The organism is Mesoterricola sediminis, from assembly GCF_030295425.1.
GTDB classification, from domain to species: domain Bacteria; phylum Acidobacteriota; class Holophagae; order Holophagales; family Holophagaceae; genus Mesoterricola; species Mesoterricola sediminis.
The window spans coordinates 843,121-858,593 of record NZ_AP027081.1 but is presented as its reverse complement, the minus strand read 5'-3'; the positions used below and the strand labels follow the sequence as shown (position 1 = coordinate 858,593).

Below are 15,473 nucleotides of genomic sequence, written 5' to 3'. Positions count from 1 at the left end.
GGACGCGGTGGCCAGGGCATGCCGGGGCATCGCGCGGTCAAATACGGAGGGGGACGGGCGCCCCGCCCCCCGTGGGTGCTGTCAGGCCCGGTTGCCGACGCTCGCCTTCACGAAGGCCGTGAAGAGCGGGTGGGGCGACAGGGGCTTGCTCTTGAACTCGGGATGGAACTGGCACCCGAGGAAGTACGGATGGTCGGCGATCTCCACGATCTCCACGAAGGTGCCGTCGGGGGAGAGCCCCGTGAAGGACAGGCCGTTCTGCTCCAGGGGGGCCCGGAACTCGGCCTGGTTGAACTCGTAGCGGTGGCGGTGGCGCTCGGAGATCAGGGTGCTGCCGTAGGCCTTCGCGGCCTGGCTGCCCTCCTTGAGCACGCAGGGGTAGGCGCCCAGGCGCATGGTGCCGCCCAGCTCCTCCACGTCCACGAGCTCCCTCAGCTTGAAGATCACCCGGTGGCGGGGATTCTCCTCGAACTCCGTGGAGTCGGCCCCGTCCAGGCCGGCCTTGTGCCGGGCGTACTCGACGCTCGCCATCTGCATGCCGAGGCAGATCCCGAAGAACGGCACCCGGTTCTCGCGGGCGTAGCGGATGGCCTTGATCATGCCGGAGGTCCCGCGCACGCCGAACCCGCCGGGCACCAGGATGCCGTGGCAGTCGGCGAGGAAGTCCTCCACCTGCCCGTGGTCCAGCTCCTCGCCCTCGATCCACTTGAGCTCGACCTGGGTCTCCAGGCCGTAGCCGGCGTGGTTCAGGGCCTCGATCAGGGACTTGTAGCTCTCCTTGAACTCCACGTACTTGCCGACGATGCCGATGCGGACGCTGCCCTTCGGGTTGCGGATCCGGTGGAGCAGGTCGTGCCAGGGGGTGAGGTCGGGCTCCCGGTCCGGCAGGTTGAGGAGGGAGGCCACCTTGGCGTCCAGGCCCTCCAGGTGCAGGTTGAGGGGCACCTCGTAGATCGTGGTGGCGTCCTTGCAGCTGAAGACCGCGTCGGGGGCCACGGAGCAGAACATGGCGATCTTGTCCTTGAGGGACCGGGGGATCTCCACGTCGGCGCGGCACACCAGCACCTCGGGCTGGATGCCCAGGGCCCGCAGCTCCTTGACGCTGTGCTGGGTGGGCTTGGACTTCAGCTCGCCGGCGGCCTTGATGTAGGGCACGTAGGTCAGGTGCATGTTGATGGCGTTGCCGTAGCCCGCCTCGAGCTTGAACTGGCGGATGGCCTCGAGGAAGGGCTGGCTCTCGATGTCGCCCACCGTGCCGCCGATCTCGACCAGGACGACGTCCACGTCCTTGGCGACCTTGCGCATGGTGGCCTTGATCTCGTCCGTGATGTGCGGGATCACCTGGACGGTCTTGCCCAGGTAGTCGCCCCGGCGCTCCTTCTGGATCACCGTGTTGTAGATCCGGCCGGTGGTGATGGTGTGGTTCCGGCTGGTGGGCACCGAGGTGAAGCGCTCGTAGTGGCCCAGGTCCAGGTCTGTCTCGGCGCCGTCGTCGGTGACGAACACCTCCCCGTGCTGGAAGGGGCTCATGGTGCCCGGATCCACGTTGAGGTAGGGGTCCATCTTCATCAGGGTGACCTTCAGCCCCCTGGCCTCCAGCAGGGCTCCCAGGGACGCCGCGGCGATCCCCTTGCCCAGGCTGGAGAGAACCCCCCCGGTCACGAACACGAACTTGGTCATGGCTTCACCCCCCCCGCTGGACAAAGTCGATCAAGGAAACTCACATCTCCTCCGGGGCCTGGATCCCGAGGAGGAACAGGCCCTGGCGCAGGGCCCTCGCCGTCGCCACGCACAGGGCGAGCCGCGCGTCCCGGACCTCGGGGGCGTTCTCGGCCCAGAGGATGGGACAGTTGGTGTAGAAGCCGGAGAAGGCCTTGGCCACCGCCAGCAGCTGCCGGGCCAGGGCCGTGGCGCTGTGCTCGCGGGCCATGACCCGCATGGCGTCGGGCAGCCCCGCCAGCTCGAAGAGCAGGGCCTGGGCGGGCGCCTCGGCCAGCCCAGCCAGGTCGGACGGGACCGCCGCCGGGGCGTAGGCCACGGCCGCGGAGGCGTCGCTGGGCGCGCGCTCGGGCCGGGCCATGTCCGCCCACCCGCCGCCGGCCTTCCGGAGGACGGAGAGGATGCGGGCGTGGGCGTACTGGACGTAAGGGCCCGTGTCCCCGTCCAGGGCGATCACCCGGTCCCAGGTGAAGGTGATGGGCTTGACCCGGTCGTTGAGGGCGTTGAAGAAGATCACCGCGCCCAGGCCCAGCATCTCGGCCACGTCCGCCTTGCCGGCCAGGTCGGGGTTCTTCTCGTCGATGATGGCGGTGACGCGGCTGACGGCCTCGTCCAGCACGTCCTCGAGGAAGATGACGTTGCCCTTGCGGGTGCTCATCTTGCCCTCGGGCAGGTTCACCATGCCGAAGGGGGTGTGGACCATGCGGCCCTTGAACCAGGGGTCCACCTTCTCGGCGACCGCGAAGATCTGCTGGAAGTGGAGGATCTGGTCCGAGCCCACCACGTAGAGGCAGCGGTCGAAGCGCCACGTGTCCTGGCGGTACAGGGCCGCCGCCACGTCCCGGGTGGCGTAGATGCTGGAGCCGTCCGCCTTCTGGACGAGGCAGGGCGTGGCGATGCCCACGTCCTCCAGGTCCACGATGCGGGCCCCGTTCTCCCCGTCCTGGAGGATGCCGGCCGCCTCGAGCCGGTCCAGGGTGGGGGTGAGCTTGTCCTGGTAGAAGGCCTCGCCCATCTCCAGGTGGTCGAAGCCCACGCCCAGGCGCCGGTAGATGCGGTCGAAGGCCTGCAGGCTGATCTCCCGGAACCAGCTCCAGAGGCGGCGGGCCTCGGGGTCCCCCTCCTCCAGGCGCCGGAACCAGGCCCGGGCCTCGTCGCGGAGGGCCGGGTCCTCCTCCTCGGCGGCGTGGAAGCGCACGTAGAGCTGGAAGAGCCGGTAGAGCGGGCTGCGCATCTTCTCGGGGATGGCCTCCGCCCAGGGGAAATCCTCCTCGAGGCGGGGGTTCTCCTGCTCCGCCCACTTCTTGTAGGCGGCGAGGAGGGTGCCGAACTGGGTGCCCCAGTCCCCCAGGTGGTTGATGCGGACGACGTTGGCCCCCAGGTAGCGGTTCACCTGGGCCAGCGCGTGGCCGATCATGGTGCTGCGCAGGTGTCCGATGGTGAAGAGCTTGGCGATGTTCGGGGAGCTGTACTCCACGATCACCGTCTCCGCGTGGGGATCCCCGCTGCCGTAGGGGCGGGGCCCCAGGAGCGCGTCCAGGAGGAAGGCCGCGCGCCGCGCGGGCTCCAGCTTCAGGTTCAGGTAGGGACCGGCCGCCACGATCCGCGCGCCGTCGATGCGCAGGGCGCCCGCCAGCTCCTGGGCCACCTGGGCCGGGTTGCGCCCCAGGGCCTTGGCCGCCTTGAAGCAGGGGAAGGCCAGGTCCCCCATCTCCCCGGAACGTGGCCGCTCCAGGACGATCTCCATCCCGGGCAGGGCCGCCGCCAGGGCTTCCGTGAATGCCGCCTTCAAACGCTCCATGCCTGCTCCATGACAATCCTTGATCCGGAAGCCAGGGGCCTCCAACCATCTTGGAAGAAGCGGGGGCCGGCGGGAAGCCCCAACTTTGGGCAATATCGCGGTCTTTCCCCTTGAATTCCGGGCTGGCGGAGGTATGATGGTTTTTCGCCTTCATGGGCGAATCGCTGCCCGCACGTACGAGAACCAGGAGTCAGGATTCATGGCCAATCACAAGTCCGCCGCCAAGAAAGCCGCCCACGACGCCGAAGCGCGCCTGCGCAATCGCGCCAACCGCTCCGCGATGAAGTCCGCCGTCAAGAAGTTCCTGGCCGTGGTCGCCAGCGGCAACAAGGCTGAGGCCACCACCCTCCTGCCCGGCACCCTGGGCGTGGTCGACAAGGCCTGCCGCAAGGGCGTGCTCCACAAGAACGCCGCCAACCGCGCCAAGAGCCGCCTGACCCTCAAGGTCAACGCGCTGGCCTAGGCCCTCCGGCAAGGCGCTGACAGCCCGGCCTCGGCCGGGCTGTCGTGCGTACGCTGCCCGCCAGCTCGATTCCTTCACACCCAGTCGGCCGGCACGGCCACCGGCCCCCGGGGCACCCGGTCCCACCGGAACCGCCCGGCCAGGTCCGCCGCCGTGGCGGGTTCGGGCCGGTCCAGGCAGCCCAGGCTCCAGCCCAGCCAGCCGAGGATCGCCGCCACCGGCAGGCCCCGGTGCTGCAGGCGGGCCAGGCCCAGGGCCCCGTCCCGTTTGCCCAGCCGGGACCCGTCCGGGGCCGTCACGAGGCCCAGGTGGGCATAGCGGGGGCGGGGCAGGCCCAGGGCCTCCTGCAGCCGAAGGTGGGTGGCCGTGACGCTCCGGAGATCCTGGCCCCGCACGACTTCCGTCACGCCCTGGGCCCCGTCGTCCACGACCACGGCCAGGTGGTAGGCATAGCAGCCATCCCGGCGGTGCAGCAGGGGATCCCCCGTCAGGGCGGCCGGGTCATCCACCTGGGGGCCCAGGCCCAGATCCTCCCAGGCCACGGGCCCCTCCGGCAGCCGGCACCGGAGCGCATCGGGGCGCAGGAACGGCAGGGGCCGGGCGCGGCAGGTGCCGGGGTAGGGCCGCAGGCCATCCTCCGCGTGGGGGGCCGAGGCCAGGGTGGCCAGGTCCTTCCGGGTGCACACGCAGGGGTAGAGGCGCCCCGCCCGGTGCAGGGCCTCCAGGGCGACCCGGTAGGCCCCGCCCCGCCGGGACTGCCACAGGACCGGCGCGTCGCTCTCCAGGCCCAGGGCGGCCAGGTCCCGCAGCTGGGCGTCGCCGAGGGCGGCCCGGCAGCGAGCGGTGTCCACGTCCTCCATGCGGATGATCCAGCGGCCCCCCGCCGCCCGGGCCGAAAGCCAGGAGGCGAGGGCCGTGCGGAGGTTGCCCAGGTGGAGTTCGCCGGTGGGGGAGGGCGCGAAGCGGCCGGTGACGGTCATGGATTCCAGCTTAACCCTTCCCGGGGCGCCGGCATCCCATGGGGAACCCTCCCCGGGGCCCCGCCCGAAAGCCATCCCTTCCCAGGAGCCGCCATGCCCCCTTCCGCCCGCCTCCCCCTGGCCCACCGCCTCGCCCTGCCCAGGCTGGACGACGCCCACCTCGCCCGTGTCACCGGTTCCGGCTGGGGCCGGGAGGTCCTCGCCCGGACCTGGCCCGTGATCCGGCGGGTCCTGGGCGGATCCGGCCTGGGCCTCACCCTGTCCGGCTCCATCCGGTACACGGACGCCACGCACCAGGTCTCCGCCAGCGCGGCCGCGGACCTGGGCCGGGACGGCGCCCCGGGCCTGCAGGTGGCCGGCAGCCTCGCCATCGCCTTTCCCGCCTTCCACCTGACCCTCGCGGGCCGGACCGGACTCGCCGCCAGGTAGGGCATAATCCATGGCATGCACCGCCTTCCCCCCGTCCTGCGGGCCTGCGCCGCCCTGGTCCTGGCCTACCTCCTCCTGCTCGCGGTGGCCCGGGCCGGCCTGCTCCCCGCCGCCCTCCAGGGGGCGAAGGCGGTCGGGATCATGGGCATCCTGGCCGCCGGGGCCGGCCTCGGCTTCGGCCTGGCCCCGGGCTGGGTGGCGCCACTGCTCCTCCTGCCCTGGGCCATGGACGCCCTGCTCCGCAGCGCCCTGCCGGCCTGGACCTGGCCCCTGGGCCTCCTCCTGCTCCTCCTCGTTTTCGGAGGCGGCCTCTTCACCCGGGTGCCCCTCTACCACTCCAACCGCGCCGCCTGGGCGGCCCTCCTCGGCCTGTGCCCGGCCTCCCTCCTGCGCTTCGCCGACCTGGGCGCGGGCTTCGGAGGGCCCCTGGCCCACCTGGCCCGGAACCGGCCGGATGGCTTCTTCCTCGGGGTGGAGGCCTCCCCCTTCCCCTTCCTCGTCGCCTGGCTCCGCACCCTGCCCCTGCGGGGGAACTGCGCGGTCCGTCTGGGCAGCCTCTGGGCCCTGGACCTGGCGGGCTACGACGTCGTCTACGCCTTCCTCAGCCCGGCCCCCATGCCCCGGCTGTGGGAGAAGGCCCGGCGGGAGATGCGCCCGGGCACCCTCCTCGTCTCCAACACCTTCGAGATTCCGGGCGTGACCCCGGAGGCCCGGATTCCCCTCCCGGGCCGCCGAGACGCCTGCCTCTACCTCTACCGCATGTAGGACGATCCCCGCCCCTGGCCCCGACCTACGCCCCGGTCCGCCGGCGCGAACGGCCCCGACCCGGGCAGGGACCAGGCTAGGCTAGGCTTCCCGCAGGCGCGACAGGCCGTAGTCCTGGGTGATCTCCCCCACCAGGTCCCGCACGTGGACCAGTTCGCGGAGCTTCCAGCCGCTGCTGCCGGTGAAGAAGAGCCCCTGCTCCACGTCCCCGCCCCAGGCGTCGCCCAGGCTGTCCGCGATGCAGTAGCCCACCTCGGCCGCGCCCTTGCCGTGCCCGCAGGGGGCCACGCAGTTGGAGATGCAGCGGATGCGGGGGGCGGTGCCCATGGCGATGCGGGCGTGGAGGGGGGTTTTCACGCCCCGGGCCGGCATGCCCACGGGAGACCCATGGAGGGCGATGGTGCTCTTGTCCGCGCGGAGGATGACCTCCTTGAAGCGGGGGTGGGCGTCGCACTCGAAGGTGCCGATGAAGCGGGTCGCCATCTGGACGCCGTCGGCCCCCAGGGCCAGGAGGCGGTCGATGTCGGCCCGGTCCCAGACGCCCCCGGCGGCGATGACGGGGAAGCTGCCCCAGGCGTTGCGCTCGGCCACCACCTCGGGCACCAGGGCCTCCAGGCTGTAGGCGGGATCGGTGCACTGCTCCAGCGAGAAGCCCTGGTGGCCGCCGGATTCGGGGCCCTCCAGGACGACGGCGTCGGGGAGCCGGTCGTACTTGCGCTGCCAGGTCTTGCAGATCAGCTTGAGGGCCCGCGCCGAGGAGACGATGGGCACCAGGGCCACGTCCGCGTCCCCCACCAGCCCGGGGAGCCCGAGGGGCAGGCCCGCGCCGGAGATGATCAGCTGGGCGCCGGCGGCGACCGAATCCCGGACCACCCGATCGTAGTCATTGATGGCGCACAGGATGTTCACCCCGATGACCCCCTTGGGGCCCGCGATCTCCCGGGCGCTGTGGAGGATGCGGGTGAGGGCCTCGGAGCTGTTCAGGTTCTCGGGCTGGCTGGGGCGACCCGCCACGTGGGCGGCGAGCTCCGGGTAGCGGTAGCCGGTGCCGATGGCGGACACGATGCCCACGCAGCCGCACCGGGCGACGTTCCCGGCCAGGTTCTCCCAGGAGACGCCGATGCCCATGCCGCCCTGGATGACGGGATAGGGGATGTCCAGGTTGCGGATGCGCAGCCGGGGCAGTTCGGCCTGGGGGGCGCCCACCAGGGCCTCCAGGGCCGGGCGCTCCAGGGCCTGGGCCATCCGGCGCCGGAAGCCCTCGAGGAAGTCCGCGGCGCCTTCCCGCAGGAGGGAGGGGCCCCGCAGCTGGAGCCCGGAGGCGCCCCCGGCCAGGAGGGCCTCGCCCTCGGCGGCGCCCGCGGCGGGCGCGAAACAGGGCAGCCCGGTCTCCCGGGCCATGCGGCGGAGCCGTTCGGCCAGGGCCTCGCCCTCGGCCACGAGCAGGGCGGACGCCCCCTGGGCCGCGGCGAGCTTGGCCTCCAGGGCGTCCCTCACTTCCACGACGCGGGGCACGCCCCAGGCCTTGAGCGCCTCGAGGCGGGCGGGAACGATCTCCGACCCGTGGACGACGAAGGCCGACAATTGCTTGGCCGCATGTTCCATGCGTCCGGACAGGTCGCCCAGGACCCCGCGCATGTCCATGCCCACCTGGCCGGCCCGGCGCAGTTCGGCCAGGCGCTCCACGAGGGCCTCCCCATCCGGGAAGGCCGGCATGCGGATGACGCCCAGGCCCCCAGCCCCGGCGAAGGCCGCCGTCAGCGCGTCGGCGGAAAAGGGGTGCCACCCTTGAAAGAACAATGGGTTGTCCGCCCGGAAGGGCTGGGAGCAGGTCATGGGATCTCCTCCGTGGGGCCTGGGGGACTCCGCAGGGCCATTTCAGAATTCAGCATGACAGAGGGGGGGTCCAACTAGGCTAGATTTAAGGGGTCCGGTCCAGATTCCGAAAAGCCTCGGGGAGCTTTGTACATGTTTTTCATTATTGGCCTTGTCGTCGTCATTGGCGCCGTGCTGGCTGGCTACACCATGGAGGGTGGCAAGATCCACGTCCTCATGGAGCCCCTGCCGGCCGAGGGCACCATCCTCCTGGGGGCCGCCATCGGCGCCTTCCTGGCGGGCAACACCATGAATACCATCAAATCCGTGGTGTCCAACCTCGCCAAGCCCCTGAAGGGCAGCCGGTACACCAAGGCGGTGTACATGGAATCGCTCATGATGCAGTACGAGGTCTACGTCAACATCAAGAAGGGGGGCCTCCTCGCCCTGGAGCAGGACGTCAACGACCCCCACAGCTCGAGTATTTTCAAGAAATACCCCGCCGTCGCCAACGATCACCACGCCATGGACTTCTTCTGCGACTCCATGAAGCTCCTGATCAACGGTTCGGCCAAGATCGACGAGATCGACCAGGTGATGGACATGGACCTGGACGTGCACCACGCCGAGAGCGCCGCCCCCGGGGCCGCCGTGAACGTGATGGCCGACGGGTTCCCCGCCTTCGGCATCTGCGCCTGCGTCATGGGCGTGGTGATCACCATGGGCTTCCTGGACCAGCCCCCCAACGTCATCGGCGGCAAGGTCGGCTCCGCCCTGGTGGGCACCTTCCTCGGCATCTTCCTGGCCTACGGCGTGTTCGCCCCCCTGGCCAAGCACATCGACCAGGTGAACGCCGCCGAGAGCCATTTCTTCAACGCCCTCCGGGCCGGCCTGGTGGCCTTCGGCAACGGCGCCGCCCCCGTGACCGCGGTCGAATTCGCCCGCCGCAACATCCCCGGCCCCGAACGCCCCGGCGCTTCCGAGCTGGAAGAGGTGGTGCGCCAGATCAAGCCGCGGTAACCCATGGCCGAGCAGCAACCGGAAGTCAAAATCAAGTTCGTCAAGAAGAAGGGCGGCCACGCCGCCGCCCACGGCGGCGCCTGGAAGGTGGCCTACGCCGACCTCGTGACGGCCATGATGGCGTTCTTCCTGCTCATGTGGCTGCTCAACTCCAGCTCCCAGAACACCAAGGCGGGCATCGCCGGTTCCTTCCAGGACCCCAACTTCTTCAACACGGAAAAGGGCAAGGCCATCATGGAGGCCTACAAGCTGGAAAAGGGAGGCATCCTGCCGGGCGGACGAGGCATGAAGGAGGGCACCGGCGACGGGGGCAGCGGCCCCGAGAACGTGGACTTCGAAGGGGCGGCGATCGAGGCCGAGCAGAAGGCCATGGAGGAGACCGCCAAGACCATCGACAAGGCCTTCCACGAGGACAAGGTCCTCCAGACCTTCCAGGACCAGATCAGCTTCGAGTTCACCGACGAGGGCCTCCGGATCCAGCTCCAGGACCGGGCGGCCCAGGTCCTCTTCGATTCGGGCAGCGCCACCCTCAAGCCCTACACCCTGACCATCCTCAAGGAAATCGCCAAGGAACTGGGCAAGCTGCCGAACCACATCCTCATCGGGGGGCACACGGACGCCGTCCAGTACCCCAAGCAGGCCTACACCAACTGGGAGCTGAGCGCCGACCGGGCCAACTCCGCCCGCCGGGTCCTGGAATCCGCCGGCCTCCGCGCGGGCCAGGTCCGCCGGGTCACCGGCTACGCGGACACCCAGCCCCTGGAGGGCAAGGATCCCAAGGACCCCATGAACCGCCGCATTTCCATCGTGGTCCTCAGCAGCGCCACCGAAAAGGCCGAGCAGGACCGGCAGAAGGCCAAGCCCAAGGGCAAGTAGGCCCATGCTCCCCGCCCTCCTCCTCGCCGCCGCCCTGGCCCACCCCCTGGACGGGGTGCTGCGGGTGGACCCCGTGCCCACCCCCGGGCCCCTGACCGCCGAGGTGGCCTTCCGGGCCGCCGCCCCCGGCGGCGAGGTGACGACCTTCTCCGGAACCTGCCCCTGGCCCGATCCCGCTCGGCCCCTCGTCCACCGCTGGAAGGGCATCCTGCCCGGCGATGGCCCCCGCATCCTGCGCCACCTGCGCATCACCTTCCGGGACGGCGCCGGGAAGGTGGTGGCCACGGTGTTCAAGGACCCTGGCGGCCGGGTGGACCCCAGGGGCCTGCGGGGGCTCGTCCTCCACGTGGTGCCCGGCGTGGCCGCGGGGGTCTTCGATTCCGGCGAGGTGCGCCTGGAGCTGGAGATCGGCGGCCGATGAACCGAGGCCCCCGGACCGGGGTCCGGGGGCCTCGCGACAACCCGTCGGATCAGGGCAGGAAGGGCGCGGCCGCGGCGACCGCGGCGCCGGGGGTGACCTTGACGCCCAGGGAAGCGAGCGTCTCCTCCAGGGCCTTCAGCACGGCGGTGATCTCGCCGGCCGCGATGTTGCCCATGTGGCCCAGGCGGAAGGTCTTGCCCGCGATGGGACCCAGCCCGCCGGCCACGACGATGCCGCGCTCGGCCATGCCCTTGCGGAAGGCCAGGTCCTCCACGCCCTCGGGGAGCCGGATGACGGAAAGGGTGTCGCCCCGGTTGCCCGCATCGGTGAAGAGCTCCAGGCCCAGGGCCGCCACGCCCGCCCGCACAGCCTGGGCGATGCGGGCATGCCGGGCGAAGCGGGCGTCGAGGCCCTCCCGGTGGATCATGCGCAGGGCCTCCGCCAGGGCGGTGACCTCGTTGACCGCGGGGGTGGAGAAGTACTTGCCCGGATCCTGCATGATGGGCAGCCAGCGCAGGATGTCGGCGTAGTAGCCGGGGACCGAGGCCCGGGCCTGCCGGCGCGCCAGCGCCCGCTCGGAGAAGGTCACCAGGGCCACCCCCGGCGGGGCCGCGATGGCCTTCTGGGGGGCGGTGAGGATCACGTCCACGCCCCAGTCGTCCATGCGCTCGTCCACGCCGCCCGTGGCGCAGACGCCGTCCAGGATGAACATCTCGGGACGGCCCTTGAGGAATTTGGCGTACTCGGCCACGGGACTGAGGGTGCCCGTGGAGGTGTCCACGTGGGTGATGGTGACGGCCGCGTACGAGCCCGCCTTCAGTTTCGCCTCCAGTTCCGCGGGGGGCACGACCTTGCCCCACTCCGCCTTGAGCGCGTCCACCTGGATCCCGAAGGACTGGGCCAGGTCGATGAAGCGGTCGCCGAAGTAGCCGTGGCTGACCACCAGCAGCTTCTCGCCCGGGGCCACCAGGTTCACCACCGCCATCTCCATGGACAGCGTGCCGCCGCCGGCGACGACGAAGGCCTGCCCCTTCTCGGAGCGGCAGAGCCTGCGGAAGCCGTCGATGGCCTCCTTCGATTCGGCCACGAAGCCGGGGGCCACGTGGCTCACCGTCGGCCTGGCCAGGGCGCCGAGAATGGCGGGATGCACCGGCGTCGGGCCGGGAATCATGGTCAGGGTCTCTTCGCGCATGGGCGCCTCCTACTGGATCCAGTTGATGTCAGTTCCCGGGGGAAGGTGCGGCGTGAAGATGGACAGGTAGCGGAGGTTCTCCTCCGGCGCCCGCGTGTCGTGGACGATCCCCCGGGGGCAGACGTGCACGTCACCCATTTTCACCGTTTTCCACGTGCCGTTGACCAGGATTTCGCCCCGTCCCCCCACGACGATCACATATTCGTCGCTGACGGTGTGGAAGTGGGCGCCGATGCTGGAGCCCTTCACGAGGGTGCGCACCATCAGCTGGGTCCGGGGGCAGTCGTACTTCACCTCGCTGTCCACGCCCTTCTCGGGGAGGGTGCGGCCGGCATAGTAGTCGGCCAAGCGAATGAGCAAGCTTTCGGCCGGCGTCGAATCGACGAGGCCCTTCAGGGTGGTCGGATCAGGGGCGGGCATGGCGGTCTCCTGGGGAAGGGGGTCAGCTTGCGGCGGGCGCGACGGGGAGGATCCAGGGCAGGACGAAGGCCTGGACCAGCACCACGGCGATGACGATGCAGAGGAGGATCAGCGAGTACTTGAGGGTGCGCCGGAAAATGTCCGTCTCCTGGCCGACAAGACCGACCGCCGCGCAGGCCACGGCGATGCTCTGGGGCGAGATGAGCTTGCCCATGACCCCGCCGAAGAGGTTGGCCGAGGTGGTGAGCACCGGGTTCAGGCCGAGGTGCATCGCCGTCACCTGCTGCAGCTTCCCGAACAGCGCCGCCGACGAGGTCACGCTGCCCGTGAGGAAGACGCCCACCAGCCCGATCACCGGCGAGAACACCGGGAAGGCCATCCCCGTCAGGACGGCGAAGGCCAGGCCGAGGGTGAAGGACATGCCGGAGTAGTTGGCCAGGAAGCCCAGGCCGATGACGGAGGCCAGGGTCACCAGCGCGAAGCGCAGCTGCCGGAACGTGCGCCTCAGGACCCGGAGGCTCGTCGCGGGGGAGAGCCGGAGCACGAAGGTCGAGAGCACCGCCGCCAGGAACATGGCCGTGCCCGGCGCGGCGAAGTAGTCCCACTTGTAGTTGGCGCCGTAGACGGCCGGCTTGGCCACGATGGGGGCGCCCTTCAGCACGAGCCCGTGGAGGCCGGGCCATTCCTTCACCATCACGAACAGGTTGTGGCCCGCCACCCACTTCTTGAAGAAGGGCGTGCCCCAGAGGCCCATGATCACCATGAGGATGATGAAGGGGGACCAGGCCCGGAGCACCTCGGCGGCGGAGTGCCTGCGGACCTCCGCGGCGCGCCCCTCCTCCGGGAAGGTCCACACGGAGGCGGGCTGCCAGAACTTCAGGAAGACCACCAGCGCGAGCAGGCTCACGATGGAGGCGGTGATGGCCGGCAGCTCGGGGCCGAACCAGGTGGAGACGGCGAAGGAGGCGGCGGCGTAGCTCGCCCCGGCCACCAGCGCCGCGGGCAGCACCTCCAGGGCCCGGCGGAAGCCCACCATCACCCACACCATGAAGAAGGGGATGCCCAGCGCGAAGAGCGCCATGTCGTAGCCCACCGCCCGCGCCATCACGGTGCCGGGGATGCCGGTGACGGTGGACATCATGAGGGTGGGCACGCCCACGGGCCCGAAGGGCACGGGCGGCGTGTTGGCCACCAGGCAGATGACGGCCGCCGGCAGGGCCGGGAACCCCAGCCCGATGAGCATCGCGGCCGCCACCGCCACCGGCGCGCCCTGCCCCGCCACGCCCTCCATGAAGGCCGAGAACGAGAAGGCGATGAGGAGGGCCTGCACGCGCCGGTCCGGGCTCAGGGAGGAGATGGAGGCCTTGATCACCTCGAACTGGCCCGACTCCACCGTCAGGTTGAAGAGGAACACCGCCGTGAGGATGATCCAGCCGATGGGGAAGAGCCCCGTCACCATGCCCAGGAGGCTGGCCGAGAGCGCCGCCTTCACGGGCATGTGGTACACCGCCACGCTGATGACGATGGTCAGCAGCAGCGTGAGGGGGCCCGCGAGATGGCCCTTCATGCGCTTGACCGCGAGGGCCCAGAACAGGAAGACGATGGGCAGCGCGACGACGAGGGCGGTGAGGAGGAGGCTCCCCCTCAGGGCGGAATAGTTCTGGGTCCAGGGCATGGGCAGTCCTTTCACGCGCGGTGGGTTGTGGATGGATCGGGATGGCCCAGACTAGCCCAAAAACCGACCATCAGGTCGTTATTTATTGCAACGAAGCCCGCGACCCGGACCTGCCGGGCCCGCCGCGGGGTGCCGGAGCAGGACCAGGGACGCCTGGAGCCTGGCGACGTACGGGGCGGTTCCTAGGCCCCGTCGTCCTCGCAGGCGTCGTCCCGCCGGAGGCAGGCCAGCACGGCCCGGCGCACCGCCTCCAGGTTGGTGCCGTCGTACCGGACCACCTGGGGATGGGAGAACCCTTCGTTGTGGGGATGGGCGGGCATGACCGCCATGCCCCGGGGCCGGTAGGCCAGCCAGCGTTCGATGTAGTCGGGGTAATCGTCCACGAGGACCTTGCCGTAGACCAGCCCCTTGTCGTGGGTGATGGTGATGCCCTCCACCACCCCCTTGAGGTGGCGGTCGCACCACTGCACCTTCTCCGTCCAGGCGCCCGGCTTGCTCGAGGGTCCCTTGGTGAGCACCACGATCCGGAAGCCCAGGTCCTGGACCAGGTGCAGGATGTCCCAGCCCAGGGGGAACGGCGCCAAGCCGAGCCACCAACCAGCCTGGGAGGTGATGACATGCCGGCGGGCCTCCATGTAGGCGGGCACCCCCTCGCCGAACAGGTCCCCGACGCCCTCCCCGGGGGCCGCGATCCGCGCCAGGTCCGCCCGCAGCCGGCCATGGTAGTCGGCCAAGGTGCCGTCCATGTCGAACAGGGCGATGGGGGGACTGGCCATGCGTCCTCCAGGGCGCTCCCCGGGCGAAATCCGGCCGGAAAGGAAACGGGTCTTCCCGGATTATACGGAGGTCTCCCCCCGGTCCGGCGCGCCGATCCCCATGAAGAATTCCAGATTTCATCTCCCGGCCGCCCGTGACGATGAACCAGGAACCCCCGGAGGAGGTTTCCATGCGCCGGCTCACCCCCCTGATGGTTTGTTTCATCGCCCTGGCCTCCGCCATGGCCCAGTCCCCCCAGAAATCCGCCGCCCAGACCCGCCTCAGGGCCCTGGAACTGGAGGCAGCCGGCCTGAGGCGGACCCTCCTGGGCGCCGCCCAGTCCCCGGATGGCCCCGAGGCCGCCAGCCCGGCAGGTGCGCTCCTCGCCCTCCAGGAAGGTAATGAGCGCTTCGTGCGCGGCCTGCGCATCCGGTCCCAGATGGGCGCCCTGGATCCCGGCGCCCGCGAAGCCCTGGCCAAGGGCCAGGCCCCCTTCGCCGTCATCATCACCTGCAGCGACAGCCGCCTGGCCGACAACTTCATCTTCGACCAGGAACTGGGCCGCCTCTTCACCATCCGGGAAGCGGGCAACGCGCCCGACCTCCAGGGCCTGGCCAGCGCCGAATACGCCGTCGAGCACCTGGGCTCGCGGATCATCGTGGTCCTGGGCCACGAATCCTGCGGGGCCGTGAAGGCCGTCCAGGAGGCCGGCCCCACCCCCCTGCCCGGCAACCTGTGGAGCCTCCAGGCCGCCATGGCCGGCCTCCTGGACAGCGTCCCCCGGGGCGGTGAATCCGCCGGGGCCCACCTCTCCCATCTGGTGGAGGCCAACGCGCGGCGCCAGGCGGAGAGCGTCCTCGCCCGCAGTCCCCTCCTCCTGGAACGCTGCGCCAAGGGCAGCCTGAGCGTCGTCCCGGCCGTGTACGACCTGGCCACCGGCAAGGTGCGCTTCCTGCCCGCCGTCGTGCCCGGCCACGGCGAAAAAACCGGGGGCCACAGCTAGCGTGTGCCGCTCCCGGCTCCGGATGTGCGATCCAGCCGGACCTTTGTCACAATCCCGCGACGAGGGGCACCCACGACCGGGCGCCCGGGTGATCATAGGTTGAGAAAAATCCGATCACCCTGAGACCCGTCCGCTCAC

Annotated in this window: 15 protein-coding genes; 7 read left to right on the top strand and 8 right to left on the bottom strand. The window is 70.6% G+C overall.

The features are described 5' to 3' along the window. Window positions 1-81: 81 nt before the first annotated feature. A complete protein-coding gene (locus tag R2J75_RS03695) occupies window positions 82-1,680 on the bottom strand; it encodes a CTP synthase (RefSeq protein WP_243329228.1) in 1,599 nt (532 codons plus the stop codon). 40 nt (window positions 1,681-1,720) lie between these two features. After that, on the bottom strand, window positions 1,721-3,520 hold the full coding sequence (gene argS / locus R2J75_RS03690; protein WP_243329227.1) for an arginine--tRNA ligase: 1,800 nt from the start codon (window positions 3,518-3,520) through the stop codon (window positions 1,721-1,723). A gap of 199 nt (window positions 3,521-3,719) precedes the next feature. Here argS and rpsT point away from each other — a divergent pair, with 199 nt between their 5' ends. Next, the gene (gene rpsT / locus R2J75_RS03685) at window positions 3,720-3,983 is read left to right on the top strand and encodes a 30S ribosomal protein S20 (RefSeq protein ID WP_243329226.1); all 264 of its coding nucleotides are present in this window, start codon (window positions 3,720-3,722) and stop codon (window positions 3,981-3,983) included. Window positions 3,984-4,057: 74 nt separating this feature from the next. Here rpsT and gluQRS read toward each other — a convergent pair whose 3' ends face one another. Further along, a complete protein-coding gene (gene gluQRS, locus R2J75_RS03680) occupies window positions 4,058-4,963 on the bottom strand; it encodes a tRNA glutamyl-Q(34) synthetase GluQRS (RefSeq protein WP_243329225.1) in 906 nt (301 codons plus the stop codon). A 93-nt stretch (window positions 4,964-5,056) separates the two neighbouring features. Here gluQRS and R2J75_RS03675 point away from each other — a divergent pair, with 93 nt between their 5' ends. Together R2J75_RS03675 and R2J75_RS03670 are read left to right on the top strand one after the other, a co-directional pair. Continuing rightward, entirely contained in the window at window positions 5,057-5,392 is a 336-nt protein-coding gene (locus R2J75_RS03675) for a hypothetical protein (protein WP_316411093.1), read from the top strand. A 15-nt stretch (window positions 5,393-5,407) separates the two neighbouring features. Beyond that, complete coding sequence (locus R2J75_RS03670; RefSeq protein WP_243329223.1) at window positions 5,408-6,157, top strand: class I SAM-dependent methyltransferase; 750 nt, start codon at window positions 5,408-5,410, stop codon at window positions 6,155-6,157. Window positions 6,158-6,238: 81 nt separating this feature from the next. Here R2J75_RS03670 and R2J75_RS03665 read toward each other — a convergent pair whose 3' ends face one another. Next, on the bottom strand, window positions 6,239-7,993 hold the full coding sequence (locus R2J75_RS03665) for a nitronate monooxygenase (protein WP_243329222.1): 1,755 nt from the start codon (window positions 7,991-7,993) through the stop codon (window positions 6,239-6,241). Between the two features lie 132 nt (window positions 7,994-8,125). Between R2J75_RS03665 and motA the strand changes: the two genes are divergently transcribed. The 3 genes from motA to R2J75_RS03650 are packed head-to-tail and all read left to right on the top strand — an operon-like array spanning window position 8,126 to window position 10,289. Continuing rightward, window positions 8,126-8,992, top strand: a complete 867-nt coding sequence (gene motA, locus R2J75_RS03660) for a flagellar motor stator protein MotA (RefSeq protein WP_243329221.1) — start codon at window positions 8,126-8,128, stop codon at window positions 8,990-8,992. A gap of 3 nt (window positions 8,993-8,995) precedes the next feature. After that, window positions 8,996-9,868, top strand: coding sequence for a flagellar motor protein MotB (locus tag R2J75_RS03655; protein WP_243329220.1), 873 nt, complete (start codon window positions 8,996-8,998; stop codon window positions 9,866-9,868). A gap of 4 nt (window positions 9,869-9,872) precedes the next feature. Further along, complete coding sequence (locus R2J75_RS03650) at window positions 9,873-10,289, top strand: hypothetical protein (protein ID WP_243329219.1); 417 nt, start codon at window positions 9,873-9,875, stop codon at window positions 10,287-10,289. Between the two features lie 49 nt (window positions 10,290-10,338). Here the strand turns inward: R2J75_RS03650 and R2J75_RS03645 are convergent, their stop codons facing one another. The 4 genes from R2J75_RS03645 to R2J75_RS03630 form a co-directional block, all read right to left on the bottom strand. Next, on the bottom strand, window positions 10,339-11,481 hold the full coding sequence (locus R2J75_RS03645) for a pyridoxal-phosphate-dependent aminotransferase family protein (protein ID WP_243329218.1): 1,143 nt from the start codon (window positions 11,479-11,481) through the stop codon (window positions 10,339-10,341). Between the two features lie 9 nt (window positions 11,482-11,490). Further along, window positions 11,491-11,901, bottom strand: coding sequence for a cupin domain-containing protein (locus R2J75_RS03640; RefSeq protein WP_243329217.1), 411 nt, complete (start codon window positions 11,899-11,901; stop codon window positions 11,491-11,493). A gap of 22 nt (window positions 11,902-11,923) precedes the next feature. Then, a complete protein-coding gene (locus tag R2J75_RS03635; protein WP_316411092.1) occupies window positions 11,924-13,576 on the bottom strand; it encodes an L-lactate permease in 1,653 nt (550 codons plus the stop codon). Between the two features lie 182 nt (window positions 13,577-13,758). Further along, window positions 13,759-14,352 (bottom strand): 5' nucleotidase, NT5C type, encoded by a 594-nt coding sequence (locus tag R2J75_RS03630; protein ID WP_243329215.1) that lies wholly within the window; start codon window positions 14,350-14,352, stop codon window positions 13,759-13,761. A 170-nt stretch (window positions 14,353-14,522) separates the two neighbouring features. Between R2J75_RS03630 and R2J75_RS03625 the strand changes: the two genes are divergently transcribed. Beyond that, window positions 14,523-15,335 carry a carbonic anhydrase gene (locus R2J75_RS03625; RefSeq protein WP_243329214.1) on the top strand — a complete coding sequence of 271 codons (813 nt, stop codon included), beginning with the start codon at window positions 14,523-14,525 and terminating at the stop codon, window positions 15,333-15,335. Window positions 15,336-15,473 lie beyond the last annotated feature (138 nt).

Excerpts from the sequence above, each read along its gene's own strand:
- R2J75_RS03665 (WP_243329222.1), bottom strand. The coding sequence starts at position 7,993 with ATGACCTGCTCCCAGCCCTTCCGGGCGGACAACCCATTGTTCTTTCAA.
- rpsT (WP_243329226.1), top strand. The coding sequence starts at position 3,720 with ATGGCCAATCACAAGTCCGCCGCCAAGAAAGCCGCCCACGACGCCGAA.
- motA (WP_243329221.1), top strand. The coding sequence starts at position 8,126 with ATGTTTTTCATTATTGGCCTTGTCGTCGTCATTGGCGCCGTGCTGGCT.
- R2J75_RS03640 (WP_243329217.1), bottom strand. The coding sequence starts at position 11,901 with ATGCCCGCCCCTGATCCGACCACCCTGAAGGGCCTCGTCGATTCGACG.
- R2J75_RS03630 (WP_243329215.1), bottom strand. The coding sequence starts at position 14,352 with ATGGCCAGTCCCCCCATCGCCCTGTTCGACATGGACGGCACCTTGGCC.
- R2J75_RS03635 (WP_316411092.1), bottom strand. The coding sequence starts at position 13,576 with ATGCCCTGGACCCAGAACTATTCCGCCCTGAGGGGGAGCCTCCTCCTC.
- R2J75_RS03670 (WP_243329223.1), top strand. The coding sequence starts at position 5,408 with ATGCACCGCCTTCCCCCCGTCCTGCGGGCCTGCGCCGCCCTGGTCCTG.
- R2J75_RS03675 (WP_316411093.1), top strand. The coding sequence starts at position 5,057 with ATGCCCCCTTCCGCCCGCCTCCCCCTGGCCCACCGCCTCGCCCTGCCC.
- R2J75_RS03650 (WP_243329219.1), top strand. The coding sequence starts at position 9,873 with ATGCTCCCCGCCCTCCTCCTCGCCGCCGCCCTGGCCCACCCCCTGGAC.
- R2J75_RS03625 (WP_243329214.1), top strand. The coding sequence starts at position 14,523 with ATGCGCCGGCTCACCCCCCTGATGGTTTGTTTCATCGCCCTGGCCTCC.
- argS (WP_243329227.1), bottom strand. The coding sequence starts at position 3,520 with ATGGAGCGTTTGAAGGCGGCATTCACGGAAGCCCTGGCGGCGGCCCTG.
- R2J75_RS03645 (WP_243329218.1), bottom strand. The coding sequence starts at position 11,481 with ATGCGCGAAGAGACCCTGACCATGATTCCCGGCCCGACGCCGGTGCAT.
- R2J75_RS03695 (WP_243329228.1), bottom strand. The coding sequence starts at position 1,680 with ATGACCAAGTTCGTGTTCGTGACCGGGGGGGTTCTCTCCAGCCTGGGC.
- R2J75_RS03655 (WP_243329220.1), top strand. The coding sequence starts at position 8,996 with ATGGCCGAGCAGCAACCGGAAGTCAAAATCAAGTTCGTCAAGAAGAAG.
- gluQRS (WP_243329225.1), bottom strand. The coding sequence starts at position 4,963 with ATGACCGTCACCGGCCGCTTCGCGCCCTCCCCCACCGGCGAACTCCAC.